Raw genomic sequence first — 17,923 nt, forward strand, 5'->3', positions numbered from 1 at the left:
GCAGCTCTCGCAGCGCTCGATCAGATGCGGCGCGTGGTCGCTGGGTCGAACAGCACCGCCTTGTCGAGATTGAACGCGAAGGTGTGCGGTTGTCCGAGCCGGACGTCAGCATCGGCGCGCATGCGGGCGGTCACCTCCTTGCCCGCGACCCGGATGACGACATAGGTGTCCGATCCAGCGGGCTCGATGATCTCCACGCTCGCATCGAACCGGATAACCGATCTGGCGTTGCGGTCCATGCTCTCGTCATCGTTCACGGCCTCGGGACGAATGCCGAAGATCACCTTGGCACCGTCCTTCAACCCGGCAGGATCGGCACTCGCCGGCACTGGCAACATGATCGATGACCCATCCTTGCGCGCGAGCGCGATCCGCTGCTGGCCATCTGCCTGCACGACCGTGCCCTCGAGCAGGTTCATCGCCGGTGATCCCATGAAGTCCGCGACGAACATGTTGGCGGGACGATTATAGATCTCGCTCGGACTTCCCACCTGCTGCAGTTCGCCATTCTTCAGTACGGCGATCTTCGTCGCCAGCGTCATGGCCTCGATCTGATCGTGCGTGACATAAACGATCGTCGTGCCGGTCGTCTGGTGCAGACGCTTGATCTCTACCCGCATGTCGACACGCAGCTTGGCATCGAGGTTCGACAACGGCTCGTCGAACAGAAAGACACTGGGTCGTCTGACGAGCGCCCGTCCCATGGCGACCCGCTGTCTTTGTCCGCCGGAGAGCTGGCTCGGCCGGCGCGACAAGAGATGTTCGATCTGCAAGGTCTTTGCGACCGAAGCGACCGCCTGGTCGCGCTCCGCTCTCGGAACACCCCGCATCTCCATGCCGAACCCGATGTTCTCGGCGACCGACATGTTCGGGTAGAGCGCATAAGACTGGAACACCATTGCGATGTCCCGCTTCGACGGGTGCAGATCATTGACGACAGCGCCGCCGATGCGGATCTCGCCCGAAGAGATCCCCTCCAGGCCCGCAATGGTGTTGAGCAGGGTCGACTTGCCGCAGCCGGACGGACCGACCAGCACCAGAAAGCCGCCCTTCTCGAGCGTGATATCGATCCCCTTCAGAACCTCGATCGTCCCGAAGCGCTTGCGAAGCGAGTTGATCTCGAGCGTGGCCATCTCATCATCCCTTTACGGCGCCAGCCATCAGGCCGCGGACAAAATATCGACCGGCAATGACATAGACGAGCAGCGTCGGCGCGGCGGCAATGATCGCGGCCGCCATGTTGACGTTGTATTCGACCACACCCGTCGAGGTGTTGACGAGATTGTTGAGCGCGACCGTCATCGGCGCGGTATCGCCGGCCGCAAAGGTCGAACCGAACAGGAAATCGTTCCAGATATTCGTGAACTGATAAATCACGGTGACGATGATGATCGGCGTGGAGTTCGGCAGCAGTATGCGGCGGAAGATCTGGAAGAAGCTCGCACCGTCGATCATGGCGGCCTTGATGAGCTCGGACGGAAACGCCGCGTAATAGTTGCGGAAAAACAGGGTCGTGAATCCCAGTCCATAAATGACGTGCACGATCACCAGATTGACCGTCGCGTTGCCGAGACCGAACGACCAGCCGGTCAAGTCAGCGAGGTTGACTCCGATGCGGCCGAGCATACCGAGGATCACGGCCATCGGAATGATGACCGACTGGAAAGGGATGAAGCAGGCAAACAGCATCATCCCGAACACGAGCTTGTGGCCGGGAAAGCTCCACTTGGTCAGGACGTAGCCGTTCAATGCACCGAGCAAAGTCGAGATCAGCACTGCCGGAACGACCATCTTCACCGAGTTGAAGAAATAGCCGCTGATCCCGCGCGTCTCCGACACGCCGATGCGCGCCTCGCCCCACGCCATGGACCATGGCGCGAATGTCAGGTGCCGCGGGAGAGCGAACATGTTGCCGCCGGTGACCTCATCCAGCGGCTTGAGCGACGTCATCACCATGACCAGGAGCGGCACGAGATAGACGAGCGCGAACAGAAACAACAGGCCATAGATGACGATCCGTGTCGTCCGAGAGTGGCCCGGACCGCGGCGCGACGGCGTTGACGTGACCAGGTCGGCGGCGCTCATCGGTTCTGCTCCCTGGTTTCGGAGTAGATGTAGGGAACCATGATCGCCGCGATCGTCATCAGCATGATCACTGCGCTGGCCGATCCAACCGCCATCTGGTTGCGGGTGAACGTATAGGAGTACATGAACGTCGACGGCAGCTCCGCCGCCCCGCCAGGGTTCTTGCCGGTCACCGACAGCACGAGGTCATAGGACTTGATCGCCATGTGGGCCAGCACGATCAGCGCCGAGAAGAAGACCGGGCGTATGATCGGAATGACGATGCGGCGGTAGGTCTGGTAGGTCGAGGCGCCGTCGATCTGTGCCGCCTTGAGGATTTCGCCGTCGACACCGCGAAGCCCGGCGAGAAACATCGCCATGACGAAGCCCGAACTCTGCCAGATGCCGGCGATCGCGACGCAATAGATCATCATCTGCGGATCGACGACCCAATCGAAATGGAAGCTGGTCCATCCCCAATCGTGCAAGGCGTTTTCGAGCCCGATGCGCGGATCGAGAAACAGCTTCCAGGCTGTGCCCGTCACGATGAATGACAGCGCCAACGGATAGAGATAGATCGGCCGCAAAATGCCTTCGCCGCGAATCTTCTGATCAAGCAGGATCGCCAGCAGCAAGCCGAGGAAAAGGCAGAAGAAGATGTAGAGGCCGCCGAATAGCCCCATGTTGACGAGCGCGGTGTACCAGTTCGACGGCGGATCGGTCTCGAAGGTCCAGTTCCACAGCCTCACGTAGTTGGTAAAGCCGACGAGGTTTGTGGTCGGAAACGCCTTCGAACTCGTGAACGACAGAAACAGGGTCCAGAGATTGAAGCCGTAGACGAAGACCAGCACGAGCAGGAATGACGGCGCCAGCACAAGCCGTGGCAGCCAGTCCTGGAACCACCCGCGTAAAGACGGGCCGAGCTTCCGCCGGGCCATTGCGGTTGCCGCCTCGCGTTCGGTCATCGCGGTCATGATGATCCTCCGAAAGCCACGCTCCGTCGCCGCGACGAGCCCTGGAGGGCGAGGCAGGCGTAGCAATGACTTCGATTTCGATAGCCTCTCCCGTTTACAGAGCAGCGCAAACGGGAGAGGAGCCGTCGAGCCACTACTTGGCGGCGTTGATTGCCTTCACCAGCTCTGTCACAGCGATATCCGACGTCTTGATCCCGCCGTGCATGAACTTCGTCACGACATCGTAGTACGCCGTGGCGATGGCCGGCGGCTGAGCGTAGTTCTGGGCGAGCGAGCCGAAGAACGTTCCCTTTGCGTTGGCCGTCTTGACGTCGGCGATGCCCTTCTTGCCGCAGATGTCGAAGGCAGCGTCGGAAACGTCCGTTCTCGCCGGGACGGAGCCCTTGATGACGTTGAACGCCGACTGGACGTCGGGGTTCATCGTCACCTGCGCGAGTGCAAGCTGCGCCGCCTGGCGATCCGCCGGCACCTTGAAGAAGGCGAACATGTCGGAGTTGTAGAACACTGACCCGTCCGTGCCCGGGAAGCGGTAGCAAAGGTAGTCCTTCCCAGCCTCTTTGTGCGCTGCCGCGAACTCGCCCTTGGCCCAGTCGCCCATCACCTGCACGAGCGCGTCACCCTTGATCACCATGGCGGTCGCGAGATTCCAATCGCGTCCGGTGTAGTTTGGGTCGACATAGTCACGCAGCTTGGCGAGGTTGTCGAACGCCTTCTTCATCGTGTCGGACTTGAGCGCGCCCTCGTCGAGGTCCACGAAAGCTTTCTTGTAGAACTCGGTGCCGCCGGTCGAGGCGACGATCGAATCGAACATCGTCGCTTCCTGCCAGGGCTGACCGCCGAGCGCGAGCGGAATAACGCCGCCCTTCTTTGCCTTGTCGAGCAGCGCGACAAACTCGTCGAAGTTCTTCGGCTCCGTACCGCCGATCTTCTCCATCACGGCCTTATTTAGCCAGATCCAGTTGACGGAATGAATGTTGATCGGAACGGCCCCCCACTTGCCGTTGGTCTTGGCAAACTTCTGCAGTGCGACGGGTACGACCTTGTCCCAGCCGTCCTTGTCCGCAAGCGACGAAATGTCGGCGAGCGAGCCCTGTTCGGCGTACTCGAGCGCGTAGTAGCCGAGGATCTGCGATGCCGTCGGCGGATTACCCGCGGCGACATTGGCCTTCAGCGTGGTCATTGCCGCGCCACCACCGCCGCCGGCGACCGGCACGTCCTTCCAGGCATATCCCTGCTTGGCGACGGCCTGCTTGATGACGTCGAGCGCAGCCGCTTCGCCACCCGACGTCCACCAATGCAGCATCTGCACTTCCTTGATGTCCGCCGCGTGCCCCAGCGTCCCATAGCTGATGGTGACGGCAGTCAAAGCCGTCGAGATCAGAAATGCGCGGAACTTCATGCGCGTGTCCCTTCCCTTTTTTGGTCGTTTCCTGCCGGAAGCGGTCCGGCACCGTTTCGAGAGGCCTGTTCGGCTCTTGAATTTCATTATCGTTGTCGTCCGCGGTTGCCGCCGAACCCACTCGAAGCGGCCCGCCTTCAACGCTCCTTTCCTAATGTCCAACAAAACGAGGGGCGCGCTTGCCTTTGAAGGCAGCAACACCCTCGGCGAGATCATCGGTCGTAGCGGTGAGCGCGCCGGCAAGCCCTTCGATGGGGGCGTCACTGTCCTCCCCTTCGGCCGCATTGATCATGGCCTTGACGATCTGCACGGCGAGCGGACCGCGCGCGGCAACGTCGGACGCCAGGCTTTCGGCGCGGGTCAGTGCCTGGCCGCCGTCGGTTACCTCGTCGACGAGCCCGAGCTCGCAGCCTTCTTCGGCGGTGAACAGCCGGCCCGTGAGCGCCATGCGGCGCACCACGGAGGCGCCGAAGCGGCGAACCAGGCGCTGCGTTCCCGACCAGCCCGGCGCCATGCCCAATCCCGTCTCCGGAAGTCCGAGCTTGATGCCGCGCTCGGCGATGCGCACGTCCGCCACCGCGGCGAGCTCCAGTCCGCCGCCGAATGCGTGGCCGGTGAGCGCCGCAATGAGCGGCACGCGCAGGCGCGCCAGCGCCTCGAACGCGCGATGGCCCGCACGCGTCCAATCGCGCCACATGTCGAGCGCCGGCAAGCCGCCCCAGGCCGCAATATCGCCGCCGGCGCAAAATGCCTTGCCTTCGCCGAACAGGATCGCCACGCGGGTCTCGCGCGAGGCCTCGATGGCCCGCGCCGCCTCACCGAGCGCCTCGACCATGTCGCGATCGAGCGCATTGAGCTTGTCGGGGCGCTTGAGGCCGAGACGGGCGATCGATCCCTGGAAGGTCAATTCGACAAACGGGCTCAAGCTGCCCTCCGCAATTCGAGGCCAATCGGTTCGGGGCGGAACAGCACGGCCGGCATCAACTTGAGATTGCCCGCCACTCGCAATGGGAATTCGGATTGTGCAAGCACGTCGCGCTGCAAGTCAACACCGGGCGCGATCTCGACGACGGTGACGCCCTCGGGCTCGAGCCTCAGGACGCAGCGTTCGGTGACGTAGACGATCTCCTGCCCCTGCGCGACCGCCCGCCTTCCCGAGAAGGACACCTGCTCGACCTCGTTGACGAGTTTCCTGACCTTGCCTTCCCTGGCAATCCGCAATGAGCCGTCGGCGATCTCGAGGCCTGCGCCCGCGGTGAAGTAACCGGAGAACACGATGCGCTTGGCTCGCGCCGTGATGTCGACAAAGCCGCCAGCCCCGGCCGTCACATGGGGACGGAGGCCGAGCTTCGAAACGTTGACCGAGCCCGAGCGGTCGATCTGCAGAAACGAGAGCAGCGACATGTCGAAGCCACCGCCCTGGAAATAGGTGAATTGATGCGGCGACTGAACGATGGCCTCGGCATTGGCGGCGCAGCCGAACTGGAAATCGAGCAGCGGAACGCCGCCGATGGCGCCCTGCTCGATCACCCAGGTGACCGCACCGTGCCGGCCTTCCTCGATCAGAATACGCGGGACGTTGGCCGAAATGCCGAATCCGATGTTGACGGCGTCGCCGTCGCGAAGCTCCATCGCGACGCGACGCGCGATGGCTTTGCCGACGTCGAATTTTGGCGTCTCGAACGAGGCGATTGGTCGAAAGATCTCACCGGAAATCGCGGGCTCATACGGTGTGTTCGTGGTCTGGAGCTGGTCCGGGGCCACGACGATCGCGTCGACGAGCACGCCGGGCACGACGACGTCATGAGGACGCAAGGTGCCGGCAGCCGCGAGGCGCTTGACCTGCGCGATCACGAGGCCGCCATTGTTGCGCACGCTCAGCGCCTGATCGAGCGGCCCGAGAATGCCGCCCTCGTGCTCATAGGAGAGGTTGCCGCGCTCGTCCGCGGTGGTAGCGCGAATAATCGCGACCTGCGGAACGATGCTCGGGAAGAACAGCCAGTCCTCGCCGGCGAAGTTCACGCGACTGACGATCGGCTCGGCAGCAGCCTTGCCGTTCATCGCACAGCCTTCACGCATCGGGTCGACGAAGGTGTCCATGCCGACCTTGGTCAGCACACCCGGGCGCTTCGCGGCGGCTTCACGATGCATGTCGAACAGGATTCCCGACGGCACATTGTAGGCGGGAATGGTGTCCCCCGAGATCATCTCCCAGATCGCAGGGGGAGCGGCGGAAGAAGGGCCGGATGGATAAGAGCCGGCCAGGACCTTCCTGAGGCATCCAGGCTTTGCGATGTGATCGATGCCCTTGACACCCCACATGTCGCCGGCAGCGATCGGATGCAGCGTCGTCAGGTTGCGCGGGTGGCCTTCCGCATCAAATCTTGCGCCGATGGCGGCGAGCACGACATCCGGGCAGCCCAGCCCGGACGACGAAGAGACCGTCACGACGGCGCCGTCGGGTATCAGATGGGCCGCCTCCGAAGCACTCAAGACCTTCGTTCGTGCCATATCCGCCTCAGGTCGTCAGATCGATGGGCGTCTCGTGCCCCGTTTGCGCCGCTTCGCGCGTCGACAACGCGACGCTCAACGACTTGATTCCGTCCTCGCCCGTAGCCGACGGTGCCCCACGACCGGCAACAGCATCGCCGAACAAGCGCACCGCCCGCAGATAGAGATCCTCGTGCGCAATCGAGAGCGGCTTCTCGCCGTCCTTGCTCCGCAGCAGAACCTCGCCTTTGGGCTGCTGGGTCATGCAGTCGGTCCCGATCAGCGATCCGTCTTCGCCATGGACCTCGAAGCCGGTCACCGCGTATCTGGTCGTGAAGGCGTCGTGGAACTGGGCAATCAGCCCGCTTTCGAAGCGGACAACCCCCATGACGCCGTCTTCGAGCCCTGCCTGGCCCATGCCGGCCCGCGACGTCATCGCGGTTACGGCGACAGGATCGTCGTCGAGCACGAAACGCATGGTGTCGGCGTCATGAACGGTGATGTCGAGCACCACGCCGCCACCCGCCTGAGGCCGCTCGATCCGCCAGCCCTGCAGGTGCGGCGGAAGATAGACCGCATGAAACACGCGGGCGAACAGGGGCTTGCCGATGTGGCCCGCCTTGATCGCAGCATGCATTGCGCGATGGGTGGCCGCGTTGCGCAAATGGTGGTTCGTCCCCATTTGCACCCCTGCCGCCTTGCAGGCCGCGACCATTCGCCTTGCATCCGCCAGGTTCAATGCGAGCGGCTTCTCGCACAGCACGTGCTTGCCGGCCGCAGCTGCGGCCAGCGTTTGCGAACAATGATGCTCGTTCGTTGTCGAGATGTAGACCGCATCGATACCGCTTCCGAGCAACGCGTCGAGGTCTGTTGTTGCAGTCGCGATCCCGTTCTCGCCGGCAAATCGCTGCGCGCGCTCCGGATCGCTGCTCATCACAGCCACCACCTCGCCGCCCGCTCCACGGATGGACCCGATCATCCACTCGCGCGCGATCGTACTTGCACCGATCAATCCCCAACGCAGGCCACTCAAGATGCGATCCTCCGTTTGAATGTCGCCCCACAACTCTCCCGAACGACCAACCGCGCTTCGCCCACGTAACTCTCGAGACGACGCTCGCCCTCGTTGATCTGCCTCAGCAGCATCTGCGCGGCGCGTTCTCCGAGACTGCCGGCGTCAACCGACACGGTGGTCAGAGCGGGAGAGACATGACGGGCCTCGGCGGTATCATCGAAACCGACGATGGCAACATCCCGCCCGACGGTCAGCCCCTGTCGTGCGATCGCCAGCATCGCGCCGATGGCCACGACGTCGTTGAAGCAAACCACTGCCGTTGGTCGCCTTTCCGACGACAGCAGGCGCTTCATGGCATCGAAGCCGCCATCCTTCGTCGGCATGCTCTCGATGATCCGTGCGGGCTCGACAGCAAGTCGCGCCTGCTCCATAGCGCGCGCAAACCCGGCGACACGGTCCTGGAAAACGACCATCCGGCCAACGCCGCCGACGAAGGCGATATCGCGATGGCCGAGCTCGATCAGATGCTCGGTCGCCCGCGCTGCACCGGCCAGATTGTCGGAAACCACCAGCGAGGCCCGGGTTCCGATGATCCGCCGGATCGCAAGCACGATGGGCAGACGCGCCTCGAGCCGCGAAATTTCCGCCACGTCGGTGTCGAGCGCCGGACAAAGGATCAGGCCGGCTGCGCCATGCTCCCGCATCGAGCGGACCACCTCGGCCTGCCGGACGACGCTCTCGGCGGTATTGGCGATGAATGGAACAAAGCCGGAGTTTTGCAGGGCGCGCTCGATGCCAATGGCAAGCTCCGCGAAAAACGGGTTCGACAGATCATTGATGACCATTCCGACGATGTCGGCCCTCGCGCGGCGCAAGCTCGCGGCACCGCGGTTGTAGACATAGCCGAGAGCGTCCATCGCCCCCGCCACGCGCTGGCGCGTCTCCTCTCTGACGAGAGGACTTCTCTTGAGCACGAGCGACACCGTCGACTTCGACACGCCCGCCGACTTGGCAATGTCGAGGATCGTCACTGCACGAGATTTACGCCCCGCACGCGCCATGCCCTCTGCGAACCTCCGCATCTTTTGGAACGTTCCAATACTCCTATTCCAACTAGGACACAAGACCTCAAAAATGCGGCAAATGCGGAAAATTGGCCTCGAACGCCAGAACCTTCATATTATAGAACGTTCCAAATTCAGGAGATGCCCGTTTGCTTGGGCTCGAGCGCATGGAGGGAAACCGATATGAACGATCAGCGACGACCTGGCGCCCTGGTGACGGGAGCGGGGCGCGGCATCGGCCGCGCAATCGCGCTCGCGCTATCGAGAGCCGGCTTCTCGATCATCGTGAATGATCTTCCCGGCTCGGAAGATGTTGACGAGACGGTAGCAGCCATCCGCGAAATAGGCGGGGATGCAAAGGCCATCAGCCTCGATATTTCGCAGGTCGAGCAGCACCATCAATTCGTGGACGAAGCCTGGAATGCCTTTGGCGGCATCGAATGCCTCGTCAACAATGCCGGTGTTTCCGTGAGCGTCCGCGATGATCTCTTGAAGATGACGCAGGAGAGCTATGACCGCGTCATGAGGATCAACCTGCGCGGTCCCCTCTTCCTGACCCAGGAGGTCGCACGGCGAATGATCGGCGCGCAATCACAGCACTTTCGCAGCATCATTACGATTTCGTCGATCAATGCCGAATTCGCCTCGACTGACCGCGGCGAGTACTGCGTCTCCAAGACGGGACTGTCCATGATGGCCCGGCTTTTCGCTATCCGGCTCGCCGATCATGGCATCGGGTCCTACGAGCTTCGGCCAGGGATCATCCGAACGCAAATGACTGCCGTCGCGAAGGACAAGTACGACCGGCTCATTGGCGAGGGCCTCACGCCCATCAAGCGCTGGGGAGAGCCGGAGGATATCGGAAAAGCCGTTGCCACCCTGGCGACAGGCCAACTCGGCTATTCGACGGGAGACGTCATCCACGTCGATGGCGGTCTGGCGCTGCGGAAGCTCTGACGGCGAAAGCAAGGCCCCTCGCCTACACAATTCCCGCCGACGTCCCGGCGATGGCGGGACGCTCCATTGCCTTTTGCGCCCGATAACCGGATGCGCGATAGGTCGCGATCGGCGCGATCGCGCCGCCGGCGCGCAGGCGGGCGATGGCGAGCAGCGGCGAGACGTCGGTCGTGAAAGCGCGCTTCAATTCGAGATGCGCGCCGAGCGCGTCATTCGCCTCTTGCGCCGCTTCGAGCGCCGCGCGATCGACGATGAGGGCCTGCGCATAGGCGCGCTGCAACTCGGTCGCCGATTGCATCAGGCTCTCGATAGGATCGGTCACGTTATGCGACTGGTCGATCATATACTCTGGCGCGAAGCCGTCCGCCTTGCGGCGCTCGGCGTCGATCAGCTCGTTGAAGACGAGAAACAGCCTGAACGGCTCGACCGAGCCGGTGTCGAGATCGTCGTCGCCATATTTTGAATCGTTGAAATGGAAGCCTGCGAGCTTCCCGAAGCGAACGAGCCGGGCGACGATCTGCTCGATATTCACGTTCGGCGCATGATGGCCGAGGTCGACGAGACAATGGGCCTTGGGGCCGAGCTCCTGCGCGACTGCAAAACTCGTGCCCCAATCCGAGATCACGGTCGAGTAGAACGCCGGCTCGTAAAGCTTGTGCTCGAGGAACACCCGCCAGTCGGCGGGCAGCGCCGCGACGACCTCGCGCATCGCATCAACATAGCGGTCGAGCGCCTTGGTCAGATTCGATTGGCCGGCAAAGTTCGAGCCATCAGCGATCCAGACGGTCAGCGCATTCGAGCCGAGCTTGCGGCCGATCTCGATGCATTCGATGTTGTGTGCGACCGCCTGAGCGCGCACGCGCGCATCGGTATGCGACAACGAACCGAACTTGTATGAAAGCTCCTGCCCCGGCTGATCCTGGAACGTGTTGGAATTGACCGCATCGAAGGCAAGGCCGCGCGTCGCAGCCTTCTCGCGCAAGGCGACATAGTCATCGACCTTGTCCCACGAAATGTGCGGCGAGATGGTCGGAGTGGCCCGCGTCAATCGCTGGATCACGGCGCAATCGTCGATCTTCTCGAAGACGTTGCGTGGCTCACCCGGCCCCGGAAAGCGAGCGAAACGCGTGCCACCTGTGCCGACGCCCCAGGTCGGAATGGCGACGCCGAAGGCCATGACCTTCTGCACCAGGGCCTCCGCGTCGATCCCCTGCCGCGCCAGTGCACGCTTCAGGGCGTCGTAGTCTTCAGTGGTGGCGTCTTCGAGCCGCGCGTTGTGGTCGGCGATGAAATCCGCGCTGATCGAGAACGGCGTGCTCATCGCGTGAAGGCCTGCGCGTTGCCGGCGTCGACATTGAGGATGTTGCCGGTTGATTTGGCCGAAAGGTCGGACGCGAAGAAGTAGACACCCTCGGCGATATCCTCGGGGAAAACCGACAGTTTGAGCATCGAGCGCTGGCGGTAGACTTCCTCGAGCTGATCTTCGGTGACCTTGTTGGACGCCGCACGCTGCTGACGCCACTCGCCTTCCCAGATCTTCGAGCCGCGCAGCACCGCGTCCGGATTGACCGTATTGACCCGGATGCCATGTGCCGCGCCTTCCAGCGCCAGGCAGCGGGCGAGATGGATCTCCGACGCCTTGGCTGCGCAATAGGCCGAAGCGCCTGCCGAAGCGGCAAGGCCGTTCTTCGATGCGACGAAGATGATGGCGCCGCCGATGTTCTGACGCTGCATCAGCCGGAACGCCTCACGCGAGACGAGGAAATAACCCGTGGCGAGAATGTCCATGTTCTTCTGCCAGAGCCCAAGACTCGTGTCCTCGACAGGCGAAGCCGAAGCGATCCCCGCGTTCGAGACGACGATGTCGACACCGCCAAAGGCGCGCGCGGTCTCTTCGAACGAGGCGACCACCGCCGCCTCGTCGGTTACATCGAGCTTGACACCGATCGCCGCGTCGCGACCATGGCGTTTCGTGATCGCCGCAACGCGCTCGTTCAGCGCCTTCTCGTCGATATCGGCAATGACAAGGCACGCGCCTTCGCCGAGCAGCCGCTGCGCGGTCGCCCCGCCAATGCCGCCGGCGCCGCCAGTCACATAGGCGATCCGCCCGGCGAGCGATTTCGGCTTTGGCATGCGCTGGAGCTTGGCCTCTTCCAGCAGCCAATATTCGATGTTGAAGGCCTCCTGTTCGGCAAGGCCGACATAGGCACTGACGCCCGAGGCGCCACGCATGACGTTTATCGCGTTGACATAGAACTCGGCCGCAACGCGCGCCGTTGCCTTGTCCTTGGCAAACGTGAACATACCGATGCCCGGAATGAGATACACAATCGCGTTGGGATCGCGCATGGCCGGCGAATCCGAACGTTTGCAGCGCCCGTAATAGGCGGCGTAGTCGTGCCGGTAAGCGGCGAGAACGTCGTCGAGGCCGGCGATCACCTCGTCGAGATTGTCGCGCACGGAATCGTAGGGCAGCAACAGCGGTCGGATCTTGGTGCGAAGAAAGTGATCCGGACAGGAGGTGCCGAGCGGCGCCAGCTTCGTCAGCGCGCTCGAGTTGACGAACTCCAGCACCTCCGGAGCATCGGTGAAATGGCCGATCTTGCGCTCGTCGGTGGAGATCTTGCCGCGGATCAGCGGCATCAGCCTGGCCGCGATCGCGCGGCGCTTCTCCGGCGAGGCCGTTTGGACCTTGGCGCCGCCGAAAGCCGGCTTCTGCTCATGCGCAGCAAGCCAATCGGCAGCCTGCTGAATCACGCGCAAGGTCATCTCGTAACAGGCTTTCGACGTCTCGGCCCAGGTGAACAGCCCGTGCCCGCCGAGGACCACGCCGACATAGTCGGGATGGCGCGCAGCCATCTCGCCGAGTTTCAGGCCGAGATCGAAGCCGGGCCGCTGCCACGGCAGGAACCCGAGTTTGCCGCCGAAAACCTCGCGGGTCAGACGCTCGGCGTCGACTGAGGCGGCAATGGCGATGACCGCGTCGGCATGGACATGATCGACATGCCGGTGCGGCACGAAGGCGTGCAAGGGCGTATCGATCGAGCTCGCACGCGGATTGAGATCGAAGGTGCAGTGATTGAACAAGGCGACCATCTCGTCCTCATGGGCGAGGCCGCGATAGATACCTTTCAGGCTCTCGAGCTTGTCGAGGTACAGCGTCGAAAAGCCGTCGCGCTTCATCGAGCCGATGTCGCCGCCTGAGCCTTTGACCCAGAGCACCCGTACGCTCTCGCGCGTCAGCGGATCTTTCATCTCGATCTTGGCTGAGGTGTTGCCGCCGCCGAAATTGGTGATGCGCAGATCGGCCCCGAGCAGGTTCGAGCGGTACAGCAACTGACCTGCCTCATCGAGCCCGGCGGCGAGCGCGTCGTCCCATAGGTTTGGCAGGGGCGTGGCCGCGACCTCGCTCATTAGGCGTTCTCCCTGTGCTTTACCTTGATGCAGCTTATGTCAGCCATTCAATCACGGTCAATCATCCACGCTCACCATCGCGACGCAATATGATTGATGCAGCGCGATATTGAGCGAACTTGACGGTTCGCAGTTGACCAATGGTCGAGAGCATGACCTATTTGCGGGCAAAAGGGAGGGCGACGTGCACGAGCGGGAACGCTGGCAGGTCATCAAGGCACTCTTGCGTGAGCGGTCGCTGGTGCGCATCGCCGACGCTTGTCGCGCGACCGGCGTCTCCGAAGCTTCCATACGGCGCGATTTCGCCCGACTCGCTGAGCAAGGTGTCGCGATCAGGGTGCACGGCGGACTAGAAGCCCTGCCGGAAACCGCCAGCGCACCGGGCGACGTCCTCTCCCTTGCCACCCGCTCCTTCGACGTCAGCCAGACGCTCAATATTGACGCCAAGCGCGCCATTGCGAAGGCGGCAGTCGCACTCTGCGCCGACGGCGAGACGATCATCATCAATGGCGGCACGACCACGTACCAGATGGGCGAGTATCTGCGCGAGCGCCGCCTGAAGGTGTTGACCAATTCCTATCTGCTCGCCGACGCGCTGATCCACACGTCGAAATGCCGCGTCGCCTTGCCGGGTGGCGAGGTCTATCGTGAGCAGGGCATGATCGTCTCGCCCTTTGAAGAGGATGCGATCCAGCACTATTCGGCGACGCGGATGTTCATGAGCGCGATTTCAATCGGCCCGCTCGGGGTGATCGAGGGTGATCCCCTGCTCGCCCGCGCCGAGTCGAAACTGCTGAAGCGTGCCGACAAGCTGATCGTGCTGGCCGATTCCTCGAAATTCGTCTCGCGCGGCAGCCTAGTCGTCTGCCCGCTCTCGCGCATCGATACGCTGATCACCGATTCCGGCGCGCCAGACGACGCACTCGACATGCTGCGCGGGCACGGTGTCCGCGTCGTTGCCGTCGATGCAGGCGCTCAAACCAATGCGGCGGCGTGACCATGACAACGGACGCGCATAGTGAAACTCCCGGAACGCCGCTTCTGTCGGTACGCTCGATCGAGAAATCCTTTCCAGGCGTGCGGGCGCTGTCCGGCGTCTCGTTCGACGCCGCCAGGGGAGAAGTCCACGCCTTGCTCGGTGAGAACGGCGCCGGCAAGTCGACGCTGATCAAGATCGTTTCCGGCGTGTTCCCGCCCGATCGCGGCGAGGTACTCGTGGACGGCAAGCCGGTCGACCTAGCGCGTCCGGACGATGCAAGGCGCGCCGGCATCGCCACGATCTATCAAGAGCTGCTGCTGTTTCCGGAGCTTACCGTCGCCGAGAATATCTTCATGGGGCATGCGCCGCGCGCCGGCCTCGGCCGGATCGACTGGCGGGCGATGCACGAGAAGACGAATGCGCTGCTCGCTTCGCTCGAGATTCATGACCTGCAGGCCGACCGAGTCGTCGGTTCCCTCAGCGTCGGCAATCGCCAGCGCGTCGAAATCCTGCGCGCGCTGTCGCAGGACGCGCGCATACTGATCATGGACGAGCCGACCGCGGCCCTGACCGAGTACGACGTGACGCGGCTGTTCGATATCGTGCGCAAGCTGAAAGCCCGCGGCGTCGCCGTGATCTATATCAGCCACCGGCTCGACGAGATCTTCGCCATCGCCGATCGTGTCACCGTGCTGCGCGATGGCGCACATGTCGCGACCAAGCGCGTCGCCGACACGGACGCGGCCGAGCTCGTGCAATTGATGGTCGGCCGCAGGATCGAAAGCCTGTTCCCGAAGATCACGGTTCCGATCGGCAAGCCGGTGCTGGAGGTGAAAGACCTCGAACGACGGCCGCTGACGAGGAGCGTATCGCTCACGGTGCGCGCCGGCGAGATCGTCGGCCTTGCCGGCCTCGTCGGCTCTGGTCGCAGCGAACTGGCGCAAACCATTTTCGGCGTCACGCCGGCCGATAGCGGCGAAATCCGGATCGCCGGACGGAAGGTCGATATCCGCTCGCCGGCACAGGCGCGGTCCCTGGGCCTCGCCTATGTCCCCGAGGATCGCGGCACACAGGGCCTGGTGCGGCCGATGAGTGTGCGCGAGAACTTCAGCCTCGCCGCGCTTGGCAAGGTCGCATTCGGCGGCTTCATCGATCGCGGCGCCGAGCGTAAGCTTGCCGACGACGGCGTCAAGCGCTTTGCGGTCAAGACGAGCTCGCTCGAGCAGATCGCGGGCAAGCTCTCCGGCGGCAATCAGCAGAAGATCGTGCTGGGCAAATGGCTCGCCAATGAGCCGAAGCTATTGATCCTCGATGAGCCGACGCGCGGCATCGATGTGGGCGCCAAGGCGGAAATCCATCGGCTGATGGGCGAGCTTGCGGCCCAGGGGCTCGCCATCCTGATGATTTCGAGCGAGCTGCCAGAAGTGCTCGGCATGAGCGACCGCGTGCTCGTGATGCGCGAAGGCCGTATCGTTGCCGAATTTTCGCGCGAAGAAGCAACCCAGGAAACGATCGGCGCAGCGATGATGGGCAGTCATGACAACGCGGAGAAAGCGGCATGACGACGTTGACCTTGGCCGGAACCGAGGCTGATCCGCGGCGGCGGCTGAAGGTGCTTGCCTCGCAGGAGGCTTTGCTCGCGATCGCGGTGATCGGCCTCGCCATCGCCGTTGGCCTTTACAATCCGCGCTTTCTGGCGGCGCGCAATCTTTCCGACGTGCTGCTCGGCAACGCCTATATCGCAGTCGCAGCAGTCGGCATGTCGATGGTGATCGTCTCCGGCAACATCGATATTTCCGTCGGCGCGCTGATCGGCGTCCTGGCGACGATCAGCGGCACTCTGGCGGTGAACGGCGCGCCGATCGTGGTCGCCTGGCTGGCGGCGCTCGTTGCCGGCGTCCTCGTAATGGCCTTGCAGGGGGCCATCATCGCCTACCTGCGCATTCCGGCGATCGTGGTTACGCTCGGCATGCTGTCGATCCTCAAAGGCGGCCTGATCAGCGTCACCGGGGGCAAATGGATCACCGACCTGCCCGACAGTTTCCATCTCGCCGATATCGAACTCTTCGGTGTGCTGCCGTTCCCGGTTTTTCTCATGATCCTGGTGACGATCCTGGCGGCCTTATGGATGCGCTATTCGGCCTCAGGCCGCGCCATCTACGCCGTGGGCGGCAACGCCGAAGCGGCGCGGCTCTGCGGCATTTCGCAGCCGCGCACGATCGTCATGGTCTTCGCGCTGCACGGATTCTTTGCCGGGGCGGCCGCCCTGCTCTATGCGACGCAGCTGCGCGTCATCCAGTCGACCGTGCCGCCCAATCTCGAGCTGACGATCATCACCGCGTCGGTCGTCGGAGGCGTCAGCATCCTCGGCGGCGTCGGCACGGTGATCGGCTCGACCCTTGCCGCCGTACTGATCGCCGAGATCGCGAGCGCGCTGGTCTTCATCGACGTCTCGCCCTACTGGATCCGCGCGGTCCAGGGCGTGCTCATCCTCGTGACCGTGATCGCCGACATTCTGCGGCGCCGGCGCATGGCCGGAGCATGAGCGCCATGAGCGAAATCCCCCTTCCCCAGACCGCCAAGCGCGTCGTCCCCTGGTGGCTGCTGCGCCACGAGACCATGCTCGCGGTGATCCTTCTCATTGCGTTGATCGTGCTCGGCGGCTTGAACAGCCGCTTCCTCACGCTCGACAATCTGCTCAATCAAGGCAGGCTGACGACCGAGGTCGGGTTGATTGCGCTGCCGATGACCTTCATCATCATCACCGGGGGCATCGATCTCTCGGTCGGCTCGATCGTCGGGCTCTGCGCCATCTTGCTCGGCTATTCCTGGAAGAATTTCGGCTTTCCCTTGCCGCTGGCGATCTGCTTGTCGTTGCTCGTCGGTGCCGCGGCAGGTCTTCTCAACGGGATCGTCATCACCAGGGTGAAAGTACCGCCACTGATCATGACGATCGCGACGCTCGCGCTCTATCGCGGCCTCGCCGAGGGGATCAGCCAGGCGCGTTCGGTGCGCGGCTACCCGGAATGGTTCTACTTCATCGGACAGGAAAACCTTTTCGGCGTGCCGGCGCAGCTCTGGCTCCTGCTGATCGCGATCGTGGTCTCGGCAATCGTTCTTGACCGCACCACTTTCGGCCGGACTCTCTATGCGATCGGCAACAACGAGACCGCCGCGCGCTTTTCCGGTTTGCCGGTCGATCGCGTCAAGCTGATCATCTACACGCTATCGGGCCTCATGGCCGGCCTTTCCGCTTGTGTTCTCGTCTCACGCGTGACCACGACCCGCTCGGACATGGGGATCGGCTATGAGCTCGACGTGATCGCGGCGGTGGTGCTCGGCGGCACCAGCATATTCGGAGGCGTCGGCACGATCTGGGGCACGGTCGTTGGCCTGGCGATGATCCAGCTCTTGAAGAACGGACTGGCCCTGACCGGCGTCAAGGGCGATGCGACGATCGTGGTCATCGGCGCAGTTCTCATCCTTTCAACTCTTGTGGCGAGTTCGCTCCAACGGCGCCGCGACGGCGTTTGATGGAGTGTCTGACCGCGAAAACAGCGGCTTAAA

At 63.2% G+C, this 17,923-nt stretch carries 15 protein-coding genes; 5 read left to right on the forward strand and 10 right to left on the reverse strand.

The features are described from left to right. Window positions 1-20 precede the first annotated feature (20 nt). The 8 genes from NLN62_RS45570 to NLN62_RS45605 form a co-directional block, all read right to left on the reverse strand. Window positions 21-1,133 (reverse strand): ABC transporter ATP-binding protein, encoded by a 1,113-nt coding sequence (locus tag NLN62_RS45570; RefSeq protein WP_027525950.1) that lies wholly within the window; start codon window positions 1,131-1,133, stop codon window positions 21-23. 4 nt (window positions 1,134-1,137) lie between these two features. Continuing rightward, window positions 1,138-2,085, reverse strand: a complete 948-nt coding sequence (locus tag NLN62_RS45575) for a carbohydrate ABC transporter permease (RefSeq protein ID WP_027525951.1) — start codon at window positions 2,083-2,085, stop codon at window positions 1,138-1,140. Further along, entirely contained in the window at window positions 2,082-3,029 is a 948-nt protein-coding gene (locus NLN62_RS45580; RefSeq protein WP_254113867.1) for a carbohydrate ABC transporter permease, read from the reverse strand. The genes NLN62_RS45575 and NLN62_RS45580 overlap by 4 nt, the downstream gene beginning before the upstream one ends. A 142-nt stretch (window positions 3,030-3,171) precedes the next feature. Beyond that, window positions 3,172-4,437, reverse strand: a complete 1,266-nt coding sequence (locus NLN62_RS45585) for an ABC transporter substrate-binding protein (RefSeq protein WP_027525953.1) — start codon at window positions 4,435-4,437, stop codon at window positions 3,172-3,174. 151 nt (window positions 4,438-4,588) lie between these two features. Then, a complete protein-coding gene (locus NLN62_RS45590) occupies window positions 4,589-5,362 on the reverse strand; it encodes an enoyl-CoA hydratase/isomerase family protein (protein ID WP_027525954.1) in 774 nt (257 codons plus the stop codon). Further along, window positions 5,359-6,948 (reverse strand): acyl CoA:acetate/3-ketoacid CoA transferase, encoded by a 1,590-nt coding sequence (locus tag NLN62_RS45595; RefSeq protein WP_027525955.1) that lies wholly within the window; start codon window positions 6,946-6,948, stop codon window positions 5,359-5,361. The genes NLN62_RS45590 and NLN62_RS45595 overlap by 4 nt, the downstream gene beginning before the upstream one ends. A 7-nt stretch (window positions 6,949-6,955) precedes the next feature. Beyond that, entirely contained in the window at window positions 6,956-7,951 is a 996-nt protein-coding gene (locus NLN62_RS45600) for a Gfo/Idh/MocA family protein (protein ID WP_035663925.1), read from the reverse strand. 5 nt (window positions 7,952-7,956) lie between these two features. Further along, window positions 7,957-9,024: a LacI family DNA-binding transcriptional regulator gene (locus tag NLN62_RS45605; protein ID WP_254113073.1), complete on the reverse strand. Its 1,068-nt coding sequence runs from the start codon at window positions 9,022-9,024 to the stop codon at window positions 7,957-7,959. A gap of 165 nt (window positions 9,025-9,189) precedes the next feature. On the opposite strand from NLN62_RS45605, the gene NLN62_RS45610 reads away from it, so the two are divergent. Continuing rightward, window positions 9,190-9,963 (forward strand): 3-ketoacyl-ACP reductase, encoded by a 774-nt coding sequence (locus NLN62_RS45610; RefSeq protein ID WP_254113074.1) that lies wholly within the window; start codon window positions 9,190-9,192, stop codon window positions 9,961-9,963. A gap of 22 nt (window positions 9,964-9,985) precedes the next feature. On the opposite strand, the gene rhaI is transcribed toward NLN62_RS45610, so the two are convergent. Together rhaI and NLN62_RS45620 are read right to left on the reverse strand one after the other, a co-directional pair. Then, window positions 9,986-11,284: an L-rhamnose catabolism isomerase gene (rhaI, locus tag NLN62_RS45615; RefSeq protein WP_254113075.1), complete on the reverse strand. Its 1,299-nt coding sequence runs from the start codon at window positions 11,282-11,284 to the stop codon at window positions 9,986-9,988. Beyond that, the gene (locus NLN62_RS45620) at window positions 11,281-13,377 is read right to left on the reverse strand and encodes a bifunctional rhamnulose-1-phosphate aldolase/short-chain dehydrogenase (protein WP_254113076.1); all 2,097 of its coding nucleotides are present in this window, start codon (window positions 13,375-13,377) and stop codon (window positions 11,281-11,283) included. Before NLN62_RS45620 ends, rhaI begins: the two co-directional genes overlap by 4 nt. Before the next feature lie 184 nt (window positions 13,378-13,561). Between NLN62_RS45620 and NLN62_RS45625 the strand changes: the two genes are divergently transcribed. Genes NLN62_RS45625 through NLN62_RS45640 form a run of 4 tightly spaced genes read left to right on the forward strand, consistent with a single transcriptional unit; the run spans window position 13,562 to window position 17,890 of the window. Next, window positions 13,562-14,374 carry a DeoR/GlpR family DNA-binding transcription regulator gene (locus NLN62_RS45625; protein ID WP_035663928.1) on the forward strand — a complete coding sequence of 271 codons (813 nt, stop codon included), beginning with the start codon at window positions 13,562-13,564 and terminating at the stop codon, window positions 14,372-14,374. 2 nt (window positions 14,375-14,376) lie between these two features. Then, a complete protein-coding gene (locus tag NLN62_RS45630) occupies window positions 14,377-15,918 on the forward strand; it encodes a sugar ABC transporter ATP-binding protein (RefSeq protein ID WP_035663895.1) in 1,542 nt (513 codons plus the stop codon). Further along, window positions 15,915-16,901 carry an ABC transporter permease gene (locus NLN62_RS45635; RefSeq protein WP_027525962.1) on the forward strand — a complete coding sequence of 329 codons (987 nt, stop codon included), beginning with the start codon at window positions 15,915-15,917 and terminating at the stop codon, window positions 16,899-16,901. Before NLN62_RS45630 ends, NLN62_RS45635 begins: the two co-directional genes overlap by 4 nt. Continuing rightward, window positions 16,898-17,890, forward strand: a complete 993-nt coding sequence (locus tag NLN62_RS45640; RefSeq protein WP_254113077.1) for an ABC transporter permease — start codon at window positions 16,898-16,900, stop codon at window positions 17,888-17,890. The genes NLN62_RS45635 and NLN62_RS45640 overlap by 4 nt, the downstream gene beginning before the upstream one ends. Window positions 17,891-17,923: the final 33 nt, after the last annotated feature.

This window comes from Bradyrhizobium sp. CCGUVB23 (assembly GCF_024199885.1).
Lineage (GTDB): Bacteria > Pseudomonadota > Alphaproteobacteria > Rhizobiales > Xanthobacteraceae > Bradyrhizobium.